The 21,764-nt window shown below is 54.5% G+C and carries 18 protein-coding genes and 1 tRNA gene; 11 read left to right on the forward strand and 8 right to left on the reverse strand.

The window, feature by feature from the left end:
- Positions 1-10: 10 nt before the first annotated feature.
- Both OSC50_RS05735 and OSC50_RS05740 read left to right on the forward strand, forming a co-directional pair.
- The gene (locus OSC50_RS05735) at positions 11-2,158 is read left to right on the forward strand and encodes a 3-hydroxyacyl-CoA dehydrogenase NAD-binding domain-containing protein (RefSeq protein ID WP_266246366.1); all 2,148 of its coding nucleotides are present in this window, start codon (positions 11-13) and stop codon (positions 2,156-2,158) included.
- An 84-nt stretch (positions 2,159-2,242) separates the two neighbouring features.
- Complete coding sequence (locus OSC50_RS05740) at positions 2,243-2,986, forward strand: amidotransferase (protein ID WP_253508949.1); 744 nt, start codon at positions 2,243-2,245, stop codon at positions 2,984-2,986.
- Here the strand turns inward: OSC50_RS05740 and OSC50_RS05745 are convergent.
- The 3 genes from OSC50_RS05745 to OSC50_RS05755 all read right to left on the reverse strand — a co-directional run bounded on the left by OSC50_RS05745 (position 2,964) and on the right by OSC50_RS05755 (position 5,667).
- Entirely contained in the window at positions 2,964-3,935 is a 972-nt protein-coding gene (locus OSC50_RS05745; protein WP_181081690.1) for a magnesium and cobalt transport protein CorA, read from the reverse strand. The genes OSC50_RS05740 and OSC50_RS05745 overlap by 23 nt on opposite strands.
- Positions 3,936-4,039: 104 nt before the next feature.
- A complete protein-coding gene (locus OSC50_RS05750) occupies positions 4,040-4,762 on the reverse strand; it encodes a 1-acylglycerol-3-phosphate O-acyltransferase (RefSeq protein WP_181081689.1) in 723 nt (240 codons plus the stop codon).
- Positions 4,763-4,974: 212 nt separating this feature from the next.
- Complete coding sequence (locus OSC50_RS05755; RefSeq protein WP_034099749.1) at positions 4,975-5,667, reverse strand: crotonase/enoyl-CoA hydratase family protein; 693 nt, start codon at positions 5,665-5,667, stop codon at positions 4,975-4,977.
- Between the two features lie 320 nt (positions 5,668-5,987).
- Between OSC50_RS05755 and OSC50_RS05760 the strand changes: the two genes are divergently transcribed.
- From OSC50_RS05760 to OSC50_RS05790, 7 genes are all read left to right on the forward strand, one after another.
- A tRNA-Ser gene (locus OSC50_RS05760) sits at positions 5,988-6,077 on the forward strand.
- Between the two features lie 1,004 nt (positions 6,078-7,081).
- Positions 7,082-7,339, forward strand: coding sequence for a hypothetical protein (locus tag OSC50_RS05765; protein ID WP_266246365.1), 258 nt, complete (start codon positions 7,082-7,084; stop codon positions 7,337-7,339).
- Positions 7,340-7,454: 115 nt separating this feature from the next.
- Complete coding sequence (locus OSC50_RS05770; RefSeq protein WP_266246364.1) at positions 7,455-7,982, forward strand: hypothetical protein; 528 nt, start codon at positions 7,455-7,457, stop codon at positions 7,980-7,982.
- A 42-nt stretch (positions 7,983-8,024) separates the two neighbouring features.
- Entirely contained in the window at positions 8,025-10,256 is a 2,232-nt protein-coding gene (locus OSC50_RS05775; protein ID WP_266246363.1) for a hypothetical protein, read from the forward strand.
- Between the two features lie 1,380 nt (positions 10,257-11,636).
- Positions 11,637-12,854: a hypothetical protein gene (locus tag OSC50_RS05780; RefSeq protein WP_266246362.1), complete on the forward strand. Its 1,218-nt coding sequence runs from the start codon at positions 11,637-11,639 to the stop codon at positions 12,852-12,854.
- Between the two features lie 863 nt (positions 12,855-13,717).
- Positions 13,718-13,957, forward strand: coding sequence for a hypothetical protein (locus tag OSC50_RS05785; RefSeq protein ID WP_266246360.1), 240 nt, complete (start codon positions 13,718-13,720; stop codon positions 13,955-13,957).
- 130 nt (positions 13,958-14,087) lie between these two features.
- Positions 14,088-14,633: a recombinase family protein gene (locus OSC50_RS05790; protein WP_266246358.1), complete on the forward strand. Its 546-nt coding sequence runs from the start codon at positions 14,088-14,090 to the stop codon at positions 14,631-14,633.
- Between the two features lie 365 nt (positions 14,634-14,998).
- Here the strand turns inward: OSC50_RS05790 and OSC50_RS05795 are convergent, their stop codons facing one another.
- Positions 14,999-15,376 (reverse strand): Rap1a/Tai family immunity protein, encoded by a 378-nt coding sequence (locus OSC50_RS05795; protein ID WP_122387589.1) that lies wholly within the window; start codon positions 15,374-15,376, stop codon positions 14,999-15,001.
- 211 nt (positions 15,377-15,587) lie between these two features.
- Here OSC50_RS05795 and OSC50_RS05800 point away from each other — a divergent pair, with 211 nt between their 5' ends.
- Positions 15,588-16,268, forward strand: a complete 681-nt coding sequence (locus OSC50_RS05800) for a zinc ribbon domain-containing protein (protein WP_266246357.1) — start codon at positions 15,588-15,590, stop codon at positions 16,266-16,268.
- Between the two features lie 88 nt (positions 16,269-16,356).
- Here the strand turns inward: OSC50_RS05800 and OSC50_RS05805 are convergent, their stop codons facing one another.
- Both OSC50_RS05805 and OSC50_RS05810 read right to left on the reverse strand, forming a co-directional pair.
- Complete coding sequence (locus tag OSC50_RS05805) at positions 16,357-17,847, reverse strand: site-specific integrase (protein WP_266246356.1); 1,491 nt, start codon at positions 17,845-17,847, stop codon at positions 16,357-16,359.
- A 245-nt stretch (positions 17,848-18,092) separates the two neighbouring features.
- Positions 18,093-18,470: a c-type cytochrome gene (locus OSC50_RS05810; RefSeq protein ID WP_266246355.1), complete on the reverse strand. Its 378-nt coding sequence runs from the start codon at positions 18,468-18,470 to the stop codon at positions 18,093-18,095.
- Positions 18,471-18,632: 162 nt separating this feature from the next.
- On the opposite strand from OSC50_RS05810, the gene OSC50_RS05815 reads away from it, so the two are divergent.
- The gene (locus tag OSC50_RS05815) at positions 18,633-20,198 is read left to right on the forward strand and encodes a sensor domain-containing diguanylate cyclase (protein ID WP_266246354.1); all 1,566 of its coding nucleotides are present in this window, start codon (positions 18,633-18,635) and stop codon (positions 20,196-20,198) included.
- A gap of 15 nt (positions 20,199-20,213) precedes the next feature.
- Here OSC50_RS05815 and OSC50_RS05820 read toward each other — a convergent pair whose 3' ends face one another.
- On the reverse strand, positions 20,214-21,254 hold the full coding sequence (locus OSC50_RS05820; RefSeq protein ID WP_266246352.1) for a DMT family transporter: 1,041 nt from the start codon (positions 21,252-21,254) through the stop codon (positions 20,214-20,216).
- 61 nt (positions 21,255-21,315) lie between these two features.
- Positions 21,316-21,651: a hypothetical protein gene (locus tag OSC50_RS05825; protein ID WP_181081685.1), complete on the reverse strand. Its 336-nt coding sequence runs from the start codon at positions 21,649-21,651 to the stop codon at positions 21,316-21,318.
- Between the last annotated feature and the right edge of the window lie 113 nt (positions 21,652-21,764).

The following is a 21,764-nucleotide window of genomic DNA, read 5'->3' on the forward strand; positions in this document are numbered from 1 at the left end:
GGAATTAGTCATGACCGATGCCATTCGTTACGAAATAGGCCAGGACCGGATCGTAGTGCTGACCCTCGACCTGCCCGGCCAGAACGCCAACACCATGAACGCTGTATACCGAGAAGCCATGGCCGCCACCGTCACACGGCTGGAAGCGGAAAAGGACCACATCGCCGGCGTGGTGATGACCTCGGCCAAGAAGACGTTCTTCGCCGGCGGCGACCTCAACGAGTTGATCAAGGTCGAGAAGGCCGACGCCAAGGCGTTCTACGACGGTGTGCGGGTGCTTAAGGCGCAGTTGCGTCGCCTGGAGACCTTGGGCAGGCCGGTGGTGGCTGCCATCAATGGTGCGGCACTGGGCGGAGGCTGGGAGATTTGCCTGGCCTGCCATTACCGCATCGCCCTGGACGATCAATCGATACAGCTGGGGTTGCCGGAAGTCACCCTGGGTTTACTGCCCGGCGGCGGGGGCGTGGTGCGCATGGTGCGCCTGCTGGGCCTGGAAAAAGCCCTGCCGTATTTGCTCGAAGGGAAAAAAGTGCGGCCGCAGCAAGCACTGCAGGCCGGTTTGGTCCATGCGCTGGCCACGGACCGCGAGGCGATGCTGGCCCTGGCTCGTGCCTGGATTCTTGCCAATCCCGAGGCCAGACAGCCCTGGGACAACAAGGGCTACCCGATCCCCGGCGGGACACCATCGCACCCCAAAATCGCGCAAATGCTGGCGATTGCGCCATCGATCCTGCGCAGCAAAACCCACGGCTGCTTCCCGGCGCCGGAGAAAATCCTCTGCGCCGCCGTCGAAGGCGCCCAGGTGGACGTCGAGACCGCCCATCTGATCGAAACCCGCTATTTCACCGAACTGGTCACCGGGCAAGTGGCTAAAAATATGATCGGCACCTTCTGGTTCCAGCTCAATGACATCAACGCCGGCCGTTCACGCCCGCAGGGTATTGCGCCTTGTGTGACGCGCAAGCTCGGCGTGCTCGGCGCGGGCATGATGGGCGCGGGTATCGCTTATGTCAGCGCCAGTGCCGGGATCGACGTGGTGCTCAAGGACATCAACCTGGCGGCGGCCGAGAAGGGCAAGGCGCATTCGGCGGCGCTGCTCGACAAGAAGCTCGGCCGTGGGCAATTGAGCACTGAACAACGCGAAAGCATCCTGGCGCGGATCCATCCTACTCAAGATGACAGCGACCTGGCCGGCTGTGACCTGATCATTGAAGCGGTGTTTGAAGACCGCGAACTCAAGGCGACTGTGTCAGCCGCCGCCCGACGTGTGGTGGGGGCCGACGCGGTGATCGCATCCAATACCTCCACCTTACCCATCAGTGGCCTGGCCACGGCGGTGCCGGACCCGGCCAGGTTTATTGGTCTGCATTTCTTCAGCCCGGTGCACAAGATGGCGCTGGTGGAAATCATCAAGGGCGCGCGCACCTCGGATGAAACCCTGGCCCGCAGCTTTGATTTCGTACGCCAGATCAAAAAAACTCCTATCGTGGTCAACGACAGTCGCGGCTTCTTCACCTCAAGGGTGTTTGGCACGTTCACCAGCGAAGGTATCGCCATGCTGGGCGAGGGCGTGGCCGCGCCGTTGATCGAGATGCAAGCGCGCAAGGCGGGCATGCCGGTAGGGCCGCTGGCGGTGTCCGATGAAGTCTCCCTCAGCCTGATGAACCATATCCGACAGCAAACCGCCAAGGACCTGCAGGCCGAAGGTAAGGCGATGCGGGCCCATCCAGCCACAGCGCTGATCGACCTGTTCGTCAATCAATTCAAACGGCCAGGCAAGGCCGCCGGCGGCGGTTTTTATGAATACCCCAGTGGCGCGCAGAAATACCTCTGGCCTGAGCTTAAACAACGTTTCGAGCGGCCCGAACAACGGATTGCATCCCAGGACGTGCGCGACCGGTTGCTGTTTATCCAGGCCATCGAAACCGTGCGCTGCGTGGAGGAGGGCGTGTTGATGTCCACGGCGGACGCCAATGTGGGCTCGATCCTGGGCATCGGCTTTGCCGCGTGGAGCGGCGGCGCGCTGCAATTTATCAATCAGTACGGCCTGAACGACTTTATCGCCCGCGCCCGCTATCTGGCCGAACAGTATGGCGAGCGGTTCACACCGCCGGCGTTGTTGCTGGAGAAGGCCGCGCGCGGGCAGCGCTTTGTATAGGTGCGGCGGGGGCTTGCTTTGCAGGTAGGTTTGCAGGCAGGCTTGAGGTGTTCAATATTCCCATCGCCGTGTCAGGTATTTTTTATGTCGCTACGCGTCTGCATCCTGGAAACCGATATCCTGCGTCCAGGCCTGATCGATCAGTACCAAGGTTACGGACAGATGTTCAAGCGCCTGTTCGCCAAGCAGCCGATCCCTGCCGAGTTTGTCGTGTACAACGTGGTGAACGGAGAATACCCGTCGGACGATGAGCGGTTTGACGCCTACCTGGTTACCGGCAGCAAGGCCGATTCCTTCGGTACCGACCCGTGGATCCAGACGCTCAAAACCTACCTGCTTGAGCGTTACAAGCGCGGCGACAAATTGCTGGGCATCTGTTTCGGTCACCAGTTGCTGGCACTGCTGCTGGGTGGCAAAGCCGAGCGCGCCACTCAAGGCTGGGGCATGGGCATCCATGATTACACGCTGGATGCCAAGACCCCCTGGATGAGCCCCGAGGTGCCGGAACTGACCCTGCTGATCAGCCATCAGGACCAGGTGACCACCTTGCCGGAGGGCGCCAAGGTCATTGCCTCCAGCGAGTTTTGCCCGTTCGCCGCATACCACATCGGCGATCAGGTGCTGTGCTTTCAGGGCCACCCGGAATTTATCCAGGACTATTCGCGCGAGTTGCTGGAGATTCTTCAGACAACCTTGGGTGAAAAGGTCTACTCAAACGGTGTGGCCAGCCTGGCACGCGAGCACCACGGCGTCACCGTGGCGGAATGGATGATGCGCTTCGTGGCGCACACGCCCGAGGCCGAGGTTAAAGCCATCCCGAGCGCTTGAAACTGGCCCATAGGCTGGTGCATCCCACCGCAATCAGCCCGAGCACCGCAAAGTAGCCGTAGTGCCATTGCAGCTCGGGCATGTTCTGGAAATTCATCCCGTAAATCCCTGCCACCGCAGTGGGGAACGCCAGGATCGCCGCCCAGGCGGCGAATTTGCGCTGCACCACGCTCTGGCGCGACGCCTCCAGCAACACCCCGATCTCGATGGTCTGGCTGGCGATGTCGCGCAGGGTGGTCAGGTCTTCCATCTGACGTGTGACATGAATCTGCACATCACGGAAGTACGGGCGCATGTTTTTGTCGATAAACGGGAAGCTCAGCTTTTGCAGTTCCTGGCTGATCTCCACCATCGGCGCCACGTGACGTTTGAGCCGCAGCACGTCGCGCCGCAGGCTGTGCAGGTTCTGGATATCGCGTTCGCTCAACGAACTGCACAGCACATTGCGCTCCAGCTCATCGATCTCGGCGTGAATCGCCTCGCTGACCGGCTGGTAGTTTTCCGTGACGAAATCCAGCAGCGCATACAGTACGAAATCTTCCCCATGCTCCAGCAACAGCGGCCGCGCCTCACAGCGCTGGCGCACAAAACCGTAGGACGCCGAATGACCGTTGCGCGCGGTGATCACGTAACCGTTGCCGGCGAAAATATGGGTTTCAATAAATATCAGTTTGCCGTTCTCGCGCACCGGCGAGTAAGTGACGATAAACAGCGCGTCGCCAAAGGTTTCCAGCTTGGGACGGCTGTGTTTTTCCAGGGCATCTTCGATGGCCAGTTCATGCAGGTTGAACTGGCGTTGCAGGTTGGCCAATTCCTGGGCGTTGGGCTCTTCCAGGCCGATCCATACAAAATGGCCGGGTTTGGCGGCCCATGCCGCGCCTTCGTCAAGGGTGATATCGGTGACTTTCTTTCCGGCGCTGTACACGGCGGCCGCAACAACTCTACCCATGGTGCTGATCACTTCTTATAGGAGGGGACAGATGTTGGGCAGCTTAGCCTGAATGGCGTTCCGTTGGAGCAGCGAGCAACCCCAGCCCTGCAAAGGAGACGGGATTACACGCTGTTCAGTTGCCCATCCATTGCCTTGATGCACGCATCCATCTGCGCCTGACAGGCTTGCATCAAGGCTGGGATATCCTCCGAGGTCATGCCAACGGTAGGAATAGGTGGCAACGAGCGTATGAGCACATCACCGCTGTTCCAGCGATTGAGTTGCATATGGGTGACGTAATTGCTGACACATACCTGCACGATGGGCACGCCGGCGGCAATCGCCATATGAAACGCGCCTTTCTTGAAGGGCAGCAGGCCCTTGCCCAGGTTGCGCGTACCTTCCGGGAATACCCAGATTGACGTGTCTTCGTGTTGCAGTGTGCGTGTGGTGGTAAGCATCGCCCGGCGCGCCTTGTGCGCATTGCCCCGGTCGATCAACACATTGCCCGCCAGCCAGAACAACTGGCCGAACAAGGGCACCCATTTCAGGCTCTTCTTGGCGATGCACACGGTACGGTGGGGCACCACGGTGCCGAACACGAACAAGTCATAGTTGGACTGATGGTTGGCGATAATCACGCAGGTGCCCGGTTTATGGCGCAGCGAGTCGACATCGGCCTTCACCTTCAGCCCCAGCAACCACATGGCAGGCACCGCATAGAGACGGGCGCACAGGCGGCTGTTGTCCGGGTTGAACGGACGGCAGACGCCGATCAGCACGCCCAGCACCCCGGCAACTATAAAGTGCAGGCTCATCAGCACCATCCGTAACAGAAAAAGCATCCACATGGCCTATCGAAACAAAAGGGGGCGCAGTGTACGGATGTGCACTGTATTCGGCAATTGGCGCTATAGAGTGAGGAGATGGGCGATGTTTGAGGGCATGTTTCTGTATCTGTCAGAGACTCCAGCCTAGAGCGGCGGGAGTTTTTTCAGATATGGCTGTAAGACAAAGCCCGACGCAAGGTCGGGCTTAGACGCACGCAACGAAGGACTTAGCTCAGAATATGGCCCTGATCCTGGATAATCGCCTCGTCCAGCGCTTCCAGCAGCGCTTTGCGCACTTTCAATTTGGTGTGCTTGTGGGCGTTCATGTTGATCTTCTTCAATTGCCGTGCAGCTTCCAGGGCTGCTGCGTGCAGTTCTTCGGGGGCGACCACCTTGTCGAGGAAGCCGGCCTGCAATGCGCCCTGCGGGTCGAACATCTCGGCGTTGATCACCGAGCGATGAAACGCCGATTTGCGCAGACGGTCCCGCGCCAGCTCGATGCCGGCGTGGTGCATGGTCATGCCGATCATCACTTCGTTGAGGCCGATGCTGAACGGACCTTCGACACCGATCCGATAATCCGCCGACAACAACAGAAATGCGCCCTTGGCCACCGCATGCCCAGGGCACGCCACAATCACCGGGAAGGGGTGCGACAACAGGCGCCGCGCCAATGTGGAGCCCGACGTCACCAGGCCGATTGCTTCTTTAGGGCCGGCGGTCATCACCTTCAAATCGTAACCCCCGGACAGAATTCCCGGCGTGCCGGTGATCACCACCACCGCCCGATCCTTCTCGGCCTGGTCCAGCGCTTCGTTAAACGCACTGACCACCGCAGGGGAAATGGCGTTGACCTTGCCGTTGCTCAAGGTCAGGGTCGCGATACCGTCTTCGAGGTGGTAGGCAATCAGCTCACTCATGACGCGGTTCCTTGTAGGGCTTGTTATAGAAGAATGCAGCAGACGTTACCCACCGCGCCCGCCCGGGTAAAGCGCCATGACTGACTGCCCAGTCAGGCTTTTCTTGCATGCCCAAGCGTAGACGGCCTGCGGCGTGGCGCGGCAAAGCCTTAAGACCGGCATCAGCAGTGCCCGAGAATGGCACAATCGCCACCCCGCGCCGGGCAGGCTCCGGCATAGCCGGCTAACCGCATGAATATTCTGAAAAAAACCTTTGCCATCAGAAAGGCTTTCGACTACATTAGCGCGCCTCGACAGACTGAACTGGTTTGACGAGATACGGTGAAGTGTCCGAGTGGCTTAAGGAGCACGCCTGGAAAGTGTGTATACAAGAAATTGTATCGAGAGTTCGAATCTCTCCTTCACCGCCAAATTAAAAAACGCCTGTAACTTCAACGAGTTACGGGCGTTTTGCATTCTGGGTTGTACTACTCAATTGTACTACTCGTCCTCAGCTTTCTCAGTCCGATACCGCCTTCTAATATCCGCCCCTCCAACAACACCAAAGCCCTCCAGTTATTCAGCAATCGCCACGCGCACTTTTCAATACCAAGCCATCCCGCCCTACCAACTATTTTGTCACTAGTCAAGCAAAAATGAAGATTTATATTGACAGATAATCATTCTCATGGGATAATAACTTAATGAGAGAACAAAAGTTTTCTTGTCCAGTCGCAAGGTATTCGGGATGCCTTTCCACGGTATTTGCAGTTACTGGCGGCGCCAACTGCTCCACTTTCCTCTTGTATGCCGACGCTCCTTCCTCCCTGTTTGGCATTCAATCAGCCCGTTAACGCGGGTTCTTTCTTCGATCACGCCATAGATGCTTAGCCGCTAGTGTCGTAATCAAGCACAGGTTGATCGTTTACGCGAATGGACGATGCAACTTACCCACAACTCTAAGCTTGGGTCAGGACTTCGACGGTAGTCTGTGGGGATATACCGTCAATAATTTCCTTCATCAGAGTCCTTAAGTCGTAGGGGCTTCCTCCATGGCCTGATGACGGTTCCGCCAGTAACTGCTACGACAACTGGCACCCATTATTCAATGCACTTGAGGCATCCAGTTGCATCCCTTTAGGCCAGCTCTTTTGCTGGCCTCTTTTTGCTCGCTCACCAATCTTTCACACATTCACAAAAGGAACATATATGTCCAAACCTGCATCTCTTTTCACCCGTTGTGCTGCTTGTGGCACGTCTGTAGTAACTTCCTACATCACCAATGGCCCCCGGTACTGTAGCCACCGCTGCTATATGCGAGTGTGGCGCATGACACAGAAAGCCAAAACATTCGAACAAGCTCCACAGTCGCTTACTGAACAGTTCTAATAACTCGCAACCCCTATTCCCAAACTCATCAATAAGGAAAACAAGCATGAACATCAACATCGAACACCTGACAATCAACATCATCCAGCCTCTTGAGGCTTTGCAGGAAAAGCCAGTTACCCAAGTTAGACACGGGCACCGCACCCAAGAGGTGGCTCAGTTGAAGCTTGAAGATGCCAGACTTAAACAGGTCGCTGCTCAGAAACGTGCAGACCGTCTTCAATACAAACTCCGTATTGCTGAAAGGCTTCGCACACTCTTTGGTGACGACGTTGCTAATAGCGTGATGGCAGGTGGTTTCTGATGCTTGCTATCTATTGTATGTGTACATCCGCTGGAGCACTAGCTTGTGCTTGCCAAGCCTTTAATACTGCCATCATGGCTCTCAAACAAAACATCAAAAACAATGGAGACTCCAAATGACTACAACATACGACCCAAAGGTAAACCGCCGTCACCTCAAAGCTGAACTAGCCGAATACATCAAAACTGCTATTGAAGCTGCGAAGAACGGGCTTCCTCAACATGAAGGGAGTCTAAACCCAACTGCAAGAGTCATCTTCTATGTAAGAACTACCCACGAAGCCATGACTCGCTTTGCCACGCTTGCAACTGAAGGCTGGACTCTCGACGAAGACGATTTGTGTCTGGTGCAGAAAGTAGGCGTACCACTATCGTTCACGGCTATTGCTCCAGAAGATGTGTTCAACGAACAGTTTCTTGAAAAAATCGTTAAACGTGCAGAGTACGACTACCAGAAAGAGATTGACGACCACAACAAGCAAGCTCAAAAGTTGCGGGATCGTGATGACTTCATTGAAGCCGAGTTCAAACGCATGGAAGAAGAGCGTCTTGCCCAATTGAGGGCACAGCTTGCGAAAGAATACGACTCTAAAATCAACCCTAGATACGTCAACTCTGAAGCAACACAGCTTCACGCTCGTTAACAAGAGGGGCGTTTGTCCCTCTCCCTATAAGGATAAACAACCATGTCGATGCACGAGGAAATCGCCCGACTTACAGGCACATTGAGACTTAATGTTGAAGGTGCAGCAGGCTTCCAACGTTTCAACAGAATGATGCAAAACGCGAGCAAGCAGCTTCTTCAGTTGGGCGCTGATTATGCAAAGCTCTCTGCTCAAATGTCGAAGGGCTTAAAACTGAAGATGGACACATCAGCCATCACCAAAGCCAAAGCCTCTCTTGATAGTGCTATTAAGCGTCAGGCACGAGCTGAAGCAGCTTTGAGTAACCAGCAACGCAAGACTTTCACCGCAGAACTGACTCAGCACAAACTAAAGTATGCTGGCACCAAAGCGCAGAACCAGCTCAACAGTGCTTCTCTGCAAAGCCAGAAGGACGCCGCTGTTGTCGCAGCCAAGGCAGCAGCAAGCCAAGCTGCCGGTGGTGCAGCGTCTAAGGCTCAATTGGCGACTCAGAATGCGCTCGTGGCCTCCGTCGCTAAGCAAACCCGACTACAGGCTATTCAGCAGAAACTAGCAGCGAACACTCAGAAGGCAGCCAACAACCATTTGATGAGCCAAGGCAAGTTGCAACGTATTCAACAGCAGATGAATCACGCCCAACAGCAAGCCCATATTCGTGCTCAACGCGCAGCAACTCAACAGGCAGCAGCAGCCCAGACAGCAGCCAACAAGGCCCAGAACAGCACCCAGAGCGCCGCTAGATTCCAGATGACCCAGCAACGCCATCAAGCTTGGCAAGCACGCCAGAACGCACCAGCACCCGCTAATAACGGCATGTTCGGCTCGGGTATCGGCGGAGTCCTGGCCCTTGGCGGAATGATTGGCGGTATCGGGATTGCAGTGTCTTCTCTGAATGCCCTTATTGGCAGACTTGGAGAACGTATTGAAGAGCGTAAAGAGAGCGTCAAGGGTGCAGAGGCATTCAACTCTAACTTCACTGCTATCAGTCGTGACCCAGCCCAGCAGAAAATGTGGCGAGACGAATACATCAAGGCAGCTAACGACAGTGGCACCAGCATTGATGTAGACAGTGCAAAAGACTTTCGTAACTTTGTGATGGCCCAGCTTGCCTATGGTAAGAAGCCTGACGGGATTATGAAAGACTACAAGCTTCGTCAACAGGTGTTCGCCATCAGTGGTGCAAGTAAGGACGATGCTAAAGAGCTGAACAAGCAACTTGGACAGATGGCGTCTGACGGCACAGGTAACAAGCAAGACTACGACATTATCAACGACCGTATGCCAATGATGGCCCCATACCTTGCCCGTGCTTACGGAGAGGAAAAGGGAATCAAAGACCCGATCAAAGCGCGTCAAGCTCTCAACAAGGGTCTGAAGGGTGGTGATGGTGTTAAGTACAGTTGGTACGAACGTGCCTTCCAACTGATGGCCGAAGAAAATCAAGGCATGCTAGAGGATCGCAAGAAGACCGTAACTTTCACTCAGGCTCAAGCTGACAACCAGAAGTATCTAAACGACAACTCGGTTAACACTGACGCCAATTTGAGCGAGGCCATGAAAGACAACGTTAAGGCTTGGCAAGATGTTAACACTGATCTTGAGTCCACCCGTGCCGCACTCAAGGGATTTGACGAAGGTCTGACAAACGCCCAAACCAGTCTTCTAAGGTTCATGTTTGGACGCAACCTGGACGGCTCCACGAAATCGCAAGGCGATCAGATGGCAGACCGTATGACCACCGTTGATATGCCTGCCATGTTCAATTGGTTTAACACTCCAGAGTACGACAAGGTTGACCCACTCGGTAATCGAGACAAAGGATTTTATGACAACTTCCTAGACAAGATTTTTGGTGTAACTGAACGCAATGCTCAAGCACGTAAAGATCGTGACATGTCACTTGGCGAATTCAAGCTCCCTGAACTTGACTCATCTACTCTGACGCCAAAGCCTACGATGGATAAGACTTACAAGATTCCTAACAGTATGTCGTCGCTTGCTGACACTTTCAGTGCGATGCAGAGTGCAATGTCTGACTCAGGGCAGATGCAGGCCGCTACAACAACAAGCCAAGTGTTCAATCAGCCTATCACCGTGAACAATCAAGTCGATGTCACAATTGCAGGTAGTGCAACCGAGAAAGACGCTCAAGAGTTCTTGACCAAAGTCAGGTCTGAGATCGGAACTCTAGAGAGTAAAATTCCTGGCCTGTCTGCTGATGCAGTTCGCAGTATGCTTGGACAGGCTAGGGCGCAACAGGCAGAACGACAGTGACAGCTTTTCTAAACTTCTTCAGGATGGTGGCCCTGTCACTCATCCTGATCTTCATTTTCTACACATATCAGTCACAGCAAAAACTTGCTAGAGATACGAGCCTCATGATTGACGAATCACGTCGATATGCAGATAACCGTATTCTTGAATCCCAGAACAGAGTGCTCGACACAGTGACGGAAGTATCCAAAGCAACCCGACTGCTAGCACTAATCATCTGTAAGCGAGAAAACAATGATCAGTTGTGCAACCTGCCACCTAGATAGGAGAATCCAACAATGAATATACAGTATAGCCAGATCAAGAATCACCGTGATCGGTACGAAGCCGCTTACAGCTACATTGCCGACACTTTCGGGCAACACACGCCATACATGATGCCTGATCTTGTTAGTCGTTTGGTAACGGCCATCACACGCGGCGTCCCTGAACATCAGTTCAGGACGGACGCCGAAACTATGTTCAGTGTGTGGAATGAGTCAGAGTGACCACTCCATTTAACCCACTATTACTGGATGACTTGAGGGAAGCCCTTGGCCTAACCGACCTCCGTGCAACCGAACATGTCTGGCTCGCACTTCAAGCTTTAAGTTTGAGCGGCACCGATATCGAGGTACTTAGAGTCGAAAAGTCCGCCCCAATCACGTCTGCCGAAAGAACTATCCAAATCCTCCAACAGAGGTTTGGCAAGAAATAAATCTTGACAAAGTTGTCCTAGAGGCTTGACGTGTGAGAGTTTGATGTTAACATTAGATGTGAGGGTTTCATTGCCTTCTAATTTTCAGTTTCATCCCTTTCTTGCTTTATCGCTACAAGTCCCGACAGTGCATTATGAGAGCTTCTTTGCTCTAAGTGCCACTACAGCACTGCTCAGCCTTTAAACTCTTCCTAGAACGTCCCTGACGAGCTTCTGGCTGGCCTGTTGCATCCTGTTTAAACACAAACACCCAACTCATCAAAATGGAGAACATCCTGTGTCCGATTACAACGATATCCAATGTGCCCCAGACGAAGCACAAGCCGCTAAACGATACCTTTCATTCTGGTACGGCGAACACGTCCCGGTCCTCTTTAAACCACTGATCGATCACTTGATCAGAAGTGTTATCGCAGGCAGAAGCGAGAGAGAGTTCCGTGAAGATGCTTACACCATGTATGCCGTCAGGGAAATTCCCGGCCTACGCTCTCGCCACTGACACATTCATTCATCAAATGGAGAAAGCTTTATGCCCGTTCAAAACAAGCGTGGCGGCATGTTCAAGCAAGTTAACACTTGCCAGCACTGTCTAAAGGAGTTTGTAGCGAATCGAAGCTACAAGTTCTGCTCGCCGCTCTGCCGCTTCATTCACACATCTAATCCAGCCCAAGAAGGAGCTATACATGACGAAGGCAACATCCAGTAAAGCAACACGCCGCCCAACTTGCCAGAACCCAGCCTGTAAAAAGCGTTTCACCACTTCTGTAGCATCTGCAAAGTATTGTTCTGCCAAGTGCGGTGACGCTAAACGCAACAGCCGTAAGAGGGTTGACCCGCTAGATAAGGCTGCTAAGTCTGCTTTCTTCATGTATCTGGCTAACGAGTGTATTCGTGCTGGTACAATCGAAATCCTCAGAGGCCATACAGTTGAATCCTTGTGCGAACTCCACAGTCTTTACGTTGCTAACATGAAGTGGAACGGGTTTGGCGATTCCAGTGCTTACGAACTAAGCCACATCGCACCCGTAAAAGGGCATGACTGCATCGGCGTGTTGTACGCCGAAAATCTCGTATCTGCTCCCAAAAGTCTGAATCGCGCGCACGGCACCAGACATTACGGACATGGTAAGGCAATCCATCGACTAACCCTCAATCATAAGCTCAACGTAGATAAGCGTTGGAACAGTGTTTCTGAAGTGCGTCAGATGGTGATTAGCTACCTTGGGCGAGAACTGGTGTGCTCCGTGATTAAGGCTTGCAAGATCAAGCCGACACAACGTCACCAAGTGACAGAATGGATTCTCGCTCATTACGACCCATCGAACCCAACTCATACAGCCGCGCTTCCCGATCTGGATCAGGTGCATAACCTCAAGGCCAGAGAGCTGGCCCACGTTAAAGCAGCCATGCTAGACGAAGAGGCTGGCGTTTACATCTCCACCCCACCAACACATCCAGCCATCGTGCTGCGCGACGAACTCACCAGATTGAGCGCCTACCGTCCTGAGCTTGAGGTCTACGCATACGCACTGGACGATGCTCTGGCTACCCAAGGTGACGATTACAGTCTGTTTTCCAAGCACCACGAAAAGATGTTGTTCGACGTGTTGCATGGAAAGTCGATTGCCGTGATGGCTGACACGCTGGAAATGATTGTTGGCGAGAACACTGCCCACAGCTTCATCACCTACAGCGGCAAAGCTGCCCGATACAACGTCAAAGCTCTGGACTACTTCGACCTACCTGTCCACTCGGGTGCAAGGCTCCACAAGACGTCTCTGGCAGCTTTCAAAGTTTCGATTAGTGTCCGTGGTGCGCGTGAAGTTGAGCAAAGCTTCAGCTTCCCATTGCACGAAGTGGTGCTCGATCCTTGGGGAAACGAAGTGGTGGCTCCTTTCTGACGTCACTCGTTGTTCCTGGCCCGTCTCTCATGACGGGCCTTTCTACGTCTTCAGGAACACTCCACGCCCCGCAGGTAGGAGAGATTCTACCGGGATCGAATCCGCTACAGCCCATGTAATACGGGGCTTTCAGCCGGTTTAGGCTGACGCACAATCACTCGAAAGAAGTGTCGTCGATAGCCTGAAGCTATCGAAAGTGCTTGACAAGAAGGGTGGGTTAATTGACACTGCGTGTCCTCACGCGGTGTATGCTCCAACTGGAATTGCACCTGCGGAGCATCGATCCTCGCACCACCGCTGTTCTTCCTGACACCCCGCCCATACATACCAACGTCACTACGAAACCAAGCTTCTGCTCTTGATCTTGCTTCTGTCCGTTAGGACACGTGTTATCCCTCTCAGAACGTCCGTTCTGGATAGCACCCCCTGTCGGTTACGACAGACTAATGTTCTCTCGTGATGTATTTTTATATAAATAAAACATCAATAATACACCAGTAAAACTACGTTTTGATTATATTTACCCTCAAAACGATCAGCTTTCAGTGTCTCCCTCCCGGACCTCGGTCCAAGTAACTCCCCACCTTCAAGTTTGCCCACACCCCAAGCGGGCTAAGGCTCACAGCCAAGTGTGAACAATCTTGTATTGCAGAAGCACCAAGTTGTCGTGCGTAGCACATGGCTGGTTCTACTTGACTTTTCGCTTTCTCTCTCGCGGCGGCGGCAAAATTTCGCACTTTGGAGGGGCGGTACATCATCCGCAAGGATTTACAATCACATCCTTGTGGAAATAGCAAGTATTTTATCTTGTTTTTTCGTTTTTCTTCTGTCATGGTTTCTCCACACCCAACAGGAGCGCCCCCATGACAGACTTCAATGAAACCAATATGCACGCAGCACTGACCCCTATTGCTAATGGAACCATGACCCAGTGCAAGGAAAGGATTAATCAAAGCGGGCTTTATCGCGCCCTCTATGATCATCGGTACATCACGGGAGCGGCTTCCGAGTCTCTGAACTTCCTTACCATTGACGATGTGTCGCTGACTCTCTTGGGGTACACGTTCTTGGACTCTTTTACAGCGGCCTGCCGTGTGCAATAGGGCAGGGTCTAGGGCACACGCTCCGTGCATACGCCAGAACTAGCAGAAGCGTGTGCATTAGGGTTGATTCTGGTAGTGCATACAGATAAGATGCACACATCTAGAGTCATAAGCACACGGGATGCCTGACATGACCAACATCGCCTACATTCGAGTTTCGACAATTGACCAGAACACTGACCGTCAACTTGATGGAATGACGTTCGACAAAACATTCACTGACAAGCTGTCTGGTGCGACTACTGATCGTCCTCAACTGCTCGCCATGATCGATTGGGCACGTGCTGGTGATGTTGTTCACGTGCATTCGATTGACCGTCTGGCTCGCTCCATGTCCGACCTGCTCAAGATCGTTGCTGACATCAACGCCAAGGGTGCACACGTCAAGTTTCACAAAGAGAGCCTGACATTCACCGGCGACGACTCGCCCATGCAGAAACTCATGCTGAACATGATGGGCAGCTTCGCCCAGTTCGAACGTGAAGTGATGAAGGAGCGTCAAAGGGAAGGTATCGCCAAGGCTAAACAGAAGGGTGTCTACAAAGGTCGAGTGAAGTCAGTTGATGATGCTGCGATCCTGGCCCTGCTGGCTTCTGGCAAGTCTGTACGTGCTGTCGCTGCTGAACTGGATATCAACCCGTCCACTGTGCAACGTGCAAAGAAGAATGCCGCATAACGGGCCAGTAGTAGACATTCTACCGGAATGGATTCGCCCCTAAGCCACGGTTTACGGGGCCTGTAGCCACTTTTAAGTGACGCGATCCCGCCTGCACCACCCCTGGCAAACACCTTCCATACGCGTCCACAGCAGCCAGAATAGGCATGAGTGCAGCTAGACCTCGCTGACGATGGTGTCAATTATTTTGAGAAAGCTCAGCTTTCAAAACAGGGTGGCCGTGTTCGCATTGAGTAGCTCAGGTGATAACCCCGGTTTCGGGATGTCTCGCCCCCATTATTTTTCCCTGAGCTGAATCGAAGAATGCCTTCAAGTGCATGGCTCTCGCGGCGCGGGATTTGGGATTTCGCCTGAAGAATGCGATGTCACTTGCAGGGGTAAGCATCTTGGATGGCAAACATCGCTAAAGTAGCGTCATCTGTGTCTTTGAGTTCGGTAGTCCTTAAGTAATCGACTACTATTTGTACAGCCTCGCCTACCGTCACAGGTCTTTCAGGAAAGCAGGTTTTAAACTCGCTCGAAAGGTGGCTATTCAAGCTCTGCATTGTTTTTAGAACCCCCTCAACGAGCCCTACGCACATCCCTTCAGCGACAGATGGCCCGCCCTTGATTTGGTCGCCAGTCACATAAGGAAGTACACCCTGGCACTGCGCAAGCAAAGCATTCCCGCCAGTGAAGTCAGCGACGACCGACCCGCTACACAACATCCCAACCATTGCCACCGTCATTAACAGTGCTTTCATACTGCGCATCCTTGACAAGCTGTTGTTCAGACCGGCCACAGCTCGGCCGTTATTTTTCCCTACCTGATTTGAGTCTTGTCGAAAGGTGCAAACTCTCTCTGGGCGGCGGCTGGAGTTTCGTCTGGAAAATGCCTTTGCCATCTGCCTATCAGACAATTGCTGCACCCGAACGGTAATGGCAAGATGATACCTTCTGATCAAGGAAGAAAAAATGGCACTTATCGCGTGTTACGAATGCTCGAAGGAAATCAGTGACACCGCCCAGTCGTGTCCGGGTTGCGGCGCTCCTGTAAAATCGACCATCAATACAGTCGATCCAAGACCGTACCAACCAGCACACCGTATGGTTAGCCTCCAGCTCTTTCTTGGAATGGTTGTATTCGCCCCAGTCTGTGTATGGTTCCTGCTTCGCAAGGGATACTCAACTCAATCCCGTGTGATCGGATTTGGATGGCTTGTTGTCTACCTATTCCTGGGGCCGCTGAGCAGTCACACGCCAGACTCCACACGAACGACATCAACGGCGAGTAGCGCCTATTCAACCTCCCGCCCCGTGGAGCAGTATCCTGAAAGCACTGCAACATACGCGCAGGTGAATGCTGATATCGGATGCAAAAGCACTTACAGCGACCAGAAAAAAGACGACATTTTCAAAGCTAAGTACAAAGATCACTGGATGACATGGGGCGGCGAAATCGTCCTGCTAGAATCCGATGAGGCTTCATTGAACGTCGACCACGTAGGAACTCAAGACCTCAAGGTCGATTTCGCGGACAAGACTGCTGGGTACAATCTTTCAAAGGGCAGCGAGCTGAAAGTCAGATTCTTGATGAAGAGTGCAGGGGGTTGCTTCCTGCCCTTTAGTGGCGAAAAGGCCACAGTAGTTCGATAGCACCGCGTTCATGCTCACAACCCAGACGCTTCCTCATTCTTCTGGGTTGTCGAGTTCGGTAGCGCTGGTATGATTTGAACCTCTTGAGTCATTTGGTGTGCATATTGAGTGCAGGTAGTTTGGTTATTGCCGCAAGCTTCTGTTTTGTGCTCGCGCCCTTTGAATAAACATCGTGCGTCACGGACCCAGTTTCGTGCCCAACCAGTTCCTTCGCCAAAGCATCTGGCACATCAGCCCTGATCAGTTCTGTCACCACCGTGTGCCTAAAGCTGTGGAAGACATGGAGCCTACTGAAGCCTGCCGCCGTGCGTAGCCTGCCAAACGCTTTGGAGATTGCGTGTGACCGCTTGCCATACTTATCGGCTGACTCTGCTGGAATCAGAAATGTGTCTGTACTGTCCTTGACCAGACGGTCAACCGTTGACAACAGGCTTGGATGAATCGGCACCACACGCTTACTCGCCTTGCTCTTGCTCCTTGGGAAGTCAAAGCACTGAACACCATCAATAGTGATCACGCTGTCTTTAGTCAGCCTGCATAGCTCTTCAATCCTGGCCCCCGTGTACCAGCCCAACGCGATAAGGTCGGCAAGCGGTTGATCATCGTTATCCAACGCCGCACGTTGCAGCTTCAGGGTGTCAGCCTTCGTATATATTTCCCTGTCCTTGCCTGCTGTCTCCGCACCTCCACCTTGCGGCAGTTCGTGACCAACAAACGGATTCACCTTGTCTTTAAACTGGTCACGCCACCCGGCGTCATACTTCATTGCCCACTTCCAAAACGCAGTGCCAGCCATCAAATACTGACTCAGTGTCGCAGGTGCCCGGTCTAGGGATTTCAGCCAAACGTCTACGGTGTCAAAGGTCAGAGGCAGGCCGTCTTTCTTCAGAAACTCCGACAGGCGCTCCATCTTCCCGACCTGTTGATCGATATGTTTCGGAGCACCACCACGACTCTCCCTAAACTCCTTGAACGTCTTCAGGCGTGCTGTGGTGATCGGCGATCTGACCTTGTGAGAAGTAGGGTCAGCTAAAATGACTTGCATCTCTTCCGCCTCTGACGACGAAAAGTCGTTAGCGTGGGCAGTCAACCCTCCCCACGTTTCGAGCAGCATTTTATGTACCAGATCATGAATCGCAATCTCGCCCTCCAAGCCGTGCTTGGCATACACAGCGTCTGCTTCAGCTCGTCGCCGTCTTCCGTCCTCCGTGTCACTGAATACGAATTGCCGCAGCTCTTCTAAGTGAGCCGGATCGATATCGAGATTCGTGGGTTTAGTTTCACCAAGGGCTGTGTCGATCTTGAGTTGGCGGGTGATCTGGCTGAAGTCTTGGGCGTCCTGAGCTATTCGCTCTTTCCAAGAATCACCACGATTGGTGCGCTTATCCCGTGCTGCCTGAAACTGAGCTTTCCACTTAGTGAGGACCGGAAGACGTGCGTCCATCGCTTCCTTACGCAGTCCAGTCTTCAACGACTGAATCAGCACCTTGCAGCCAATGGCTTTCTGTACATCAGCAGGTACAGCCAGCCTGACGTACCAAGTGGATTCGCCTTTCTTCTGGATTAAATTGTCTGCCATTGAAGCGCCATAGAACGGGAAGTGGTACAACGGATTGTACTACTCATTTGTACTACTATGCACGCTGAAGGCCCCGTAATACGCGGGGTTGTGGCCCAAACGACCATCAAAATCGAATCTCTCCTTCACCGCCACATTCTACAAACACAAACCCCTGGTTTCTTATAAAGAGCCGGGGGTTTGTGGTTTCTGGGGTTCGCAAATACAAGGCCCGGCACGGTAGGTAGTGCCCAGCCCCTGTCTCGTCACCGACTTTTTACAATCACCCCTCGCATATAGTCATTCAAGTCCCGCAGATCCTGAACGCTCCATGCGTGCGCCGGCAGCTTTACACCATTTTCCTGCAAGGTCCTCGGAATCAAGTTGCCATTTGGGCGAAGGATGACTGACGCCACGATAACACCTGGGTATTCATTTAAACGTTGCTTGAAAGCCGGTGTGGTCAGGTCAGGCGTGGGCGGGGTGCTTTTTCTCGCTAAAGGGCCCGTCGCTTTGAGGTCTGGCCCGTGGCACATGGCGCATCGCTGTAAAAACAGGGATTTGCCGTTGGCAGTGTCTGCGAAGGCGAGTGATACCTGGGACAGCGACAGCATTCCCAGTGAGGCGATGACGAGCATTTTCATGTGGCTGCAGCCCTATTATCCAAAGCAGATCCGAATTCCATTTTCTAACCGCCCGATGGGTGCCAAGCTTGGTGTGAGAAGCCCGCATTCCTGCCGGTGTACCGGGCGATTCATACTTTAACTTGTTTGTTGTACCTCCTGCGCCTCACCCGGATTGCGTAAATGACCACTCGACCGAAGCCCACACTCAACCTGCGTAGCCTGATTCTTATTTTTGTCCTGTTTTCTGCCGTTGCGACGCTGGCCAACAGTTTCTGGGTGATGTTCAAGATTCAGAAGCAAGAGCTGATTGAAAATGCACTGGACGCCAACCAGGCCTATGCCGCCCGTATTGCTCGCAGTGTCGAGCAGGTACTGAACGCCGACCTTGATAAGTTGAAGTACGGTTCAGCCGGGATTGGCAAAACGTTTGGCGACAACAGTGCGTTGACTCGGGAAGCCAAACGCCTGGTTGAGCAGGATGCCAGTTTCAACTCCGTACTGGTCGCCGACGCGAACGGCACCATCGTTGCTTCTGCCCCCGAAAGCCTTCAGCTCAACGGCCGTACGTTGCAGCACAAAGAGCCCCTGAGTCTGCGCACGGCGAAAATCAGCAACGCCTTCAGATCCATCACCGGCAACCTGGTGGTCTTTATCTCTCATCCCATATTCGATGTGAAAGGGCAGTACCTGGGCTTGATCGGCGGCACTATTCGGCTGGAGCAGAGCAATACCCTTCAAGCCCTCATGGACACGAATGTGCGTAAAGACGGCGCGCATTTCTACTTGATCGACGGCGCCCGCCGGGTGCTCTATCACAATTATCCCGAGCAGATAGGCAGCGTGAGGGGCGCGGATTTGATCGCCGATGCATCGCTCAAAGAGGCCGCGGGCACATTGCAGGCTGTGGATGAGCACGGTGTGGAAATGCTCGCCGGCTTTGCTCAAGTGCCCAGCAGCGGGTGGGGCGTGATCTCGCAGCAGCCCCTGGAAAATATCCAGGCAGTCCTGCGCCGGACAATGATCAAAATCGCTCAAGGTATCGCGCCACTGGGGCTGTTCGGGATCATTCTGATCTGGTGGTTGGGGACCAGAATTTCGGCCCCGTTGTCGCGGCTCGCCGACTGTGCCAAACGCTTGGACACGCCGGACAGTTATGCGCGCATCAGCGCTGTACCTGCGCGCTATTTTGAAAGCTGGCAGATCCGCAGAGCGTTGTTGCTGGGGGCAACCCTGTTGCAGGAAAAGATCGGCAAGCTCAATCAGCAGGCCCACACGGATACCCTGACAGGGCTGGCCAATCGCCGTGCGATGCAGGACGTTCTGTCGCTCTGGCAGGAGGCGGGCAAAGCGTTCGCCGTGGTGTCCATCGACATTGACCATTTCAAGCGCGTCAACGATACGTTCGGGCACGGCGTGGGGGATGAAACGCTGCGTGCCGTTGCTCAACTCATGCAACAGAATTCACGCGCCAACGACCTGCCTTGCAGGGTAGGTGGGGAGGAGTTCGTCCTGTTATTGCCGGGCAGTTCACTGCACACAGCGGCCGACGTTGCTCAGCGGCTGCGCGCCTTGATTGAGGCGGCTAGCATCGAGACCGTCGGGCATGTTACGGTCTCACTCGGGGTGGCTTTGTGGCGTGCTGATGGCGAGTCGATATCTGCCGTCCTCGAGAGAGCGGATCAATTGCTGTACCAGGCTAAGCAAGGCGGACGCAATCGCGTGGTGGTTGAGCCGGTGCCGGACTGAGCTGCGGCCAGGCGCTCAATGCCGGTGTCGATGATGCACATCCGGAAAGTGCGCATGGCTATGCCTGAGCGGGCTGTGCACATGCACATGGCTGTGAGGCTCTTTCGGGTCCCATTCAAAGGCATGTTCATGCTGATGATGTTCGTCATGCACATGCCGATGGCCGTGTTCCGTGGCTTCGTGCTGATGTTCGTGGGCGTGGCGTTCGGTCAGGTGCAGCCACACGCCTGCCGCCATTAATGCCGAGGCGATCCAGAACGCGTTCGATACCGACTCGCCCAGCGCCAGAACGGCCAGGACCGCTCCGAGGAAGGGGGCGGTGGAGAAGTAGGCCCCCGTGCGCGCGCTGCCCAGGCCGCGCAACGCCAGTACAAACAGCACCAGGCTGATGCCGTAGCCGAGCAAGCCCACCAGCAGGATCGGCGCCAACTGTGTGGCCGCCGGCCATTGTGCGCCGAGGTAAACGGCCAGGGCAGTATTCACCAGGCCGGCGATCAGGCCTTTGATGCCGGCGATAAACACCGCATCGGAGGCAGAGACCTTGCGCGTCAGGTTGTTATCGATGCCCCAGCACAGGCAGGCCAGCGCGACCGCCAGCGGCCCGCTCCAGTCGTGACCGGCGCCGACGCCGTCGGACCACGACAACACCAAGCCGCCCAGCACAATCGCGATCATCCCCAGCACGATACGGCGGTCGGCGTTCTCTCGGAACACGAGCCAGGCGATCAGGGCGGTAAGTACCGATTCCAGGTTGAGCAGCAGTGAAGCGGTCGCGCCTGCGGTGCGGATCAAACCATACATGAGGGCAACGGGGCCGAGGATGCCGCCGAAGAGGATGGCGCCCAGCAGCCAGGGCCATTCAAGGGGCTTCAGCCCGCTGGGCCGCCAGCCGCGATCGCGGATCAGGCGTACCACGCCGAGGCCGAGGCCGCTGCCGAGGTACAGCAAACCGGCCAGCAGGAGGGGCGAGAGGCCCATGCCGAAATGTTTCGCGAGCGGGGTGCTGGCACCGAACAGGGCGGCGGCGCAGAGGGCGTAAACGATACTGAGGTTCATGGGCCATCCTCGAAAGGTCGGCCCATGATACGTCGCGGGCGTGGGCGAGCGCCCGGGCGATTTAGTGCGCGGTTTTCAGCTTGACCACATCACCGGAGATCTTGGTGGTGTAGCCGCTGAGCACCCAGGCCCAGAACCATTTTTCCTGCACTTGGGTATTGATCAGCGCGTCGCCGCCTTTAGCCTGGATGGCGGCTTGCTGCGCGCGCACGAAACGGCTGTTCTGACCGATCGGGATCAGGCCGAACAACATGATGCCGGTGGCGCTGGCTTCGCTGTGACCGAGCACGGTGTATTGGCTGCTGTCGTACTGTGGGGATTTGATGGCGGTGCCGGTGCAGCCGGCCAGGGTGAAACCGAGTACTGCTGCTGCAACCACTTTGCTGACGTACTTCACTGTGTAACTCCATGAACTAAAGCCCAGGATTCAATTCCTGGGGGCGCGTACTGTAATCGCTGCTCTGACGAATTGAAACGAATCTGAACGATTAGGCTCGCTCACGCCGCGCT

It is taken from the genome of Pseudomonas quebecensis, from assembly GCF_026410085.1.
Classification (GTDB): Bacteria; Pseudomonadota; Gammaproteobacteria; order Pseudomonadales; family Pseudomonadaceae; genus Aquipseudomonas; species Aquipseudomonas quebecensis.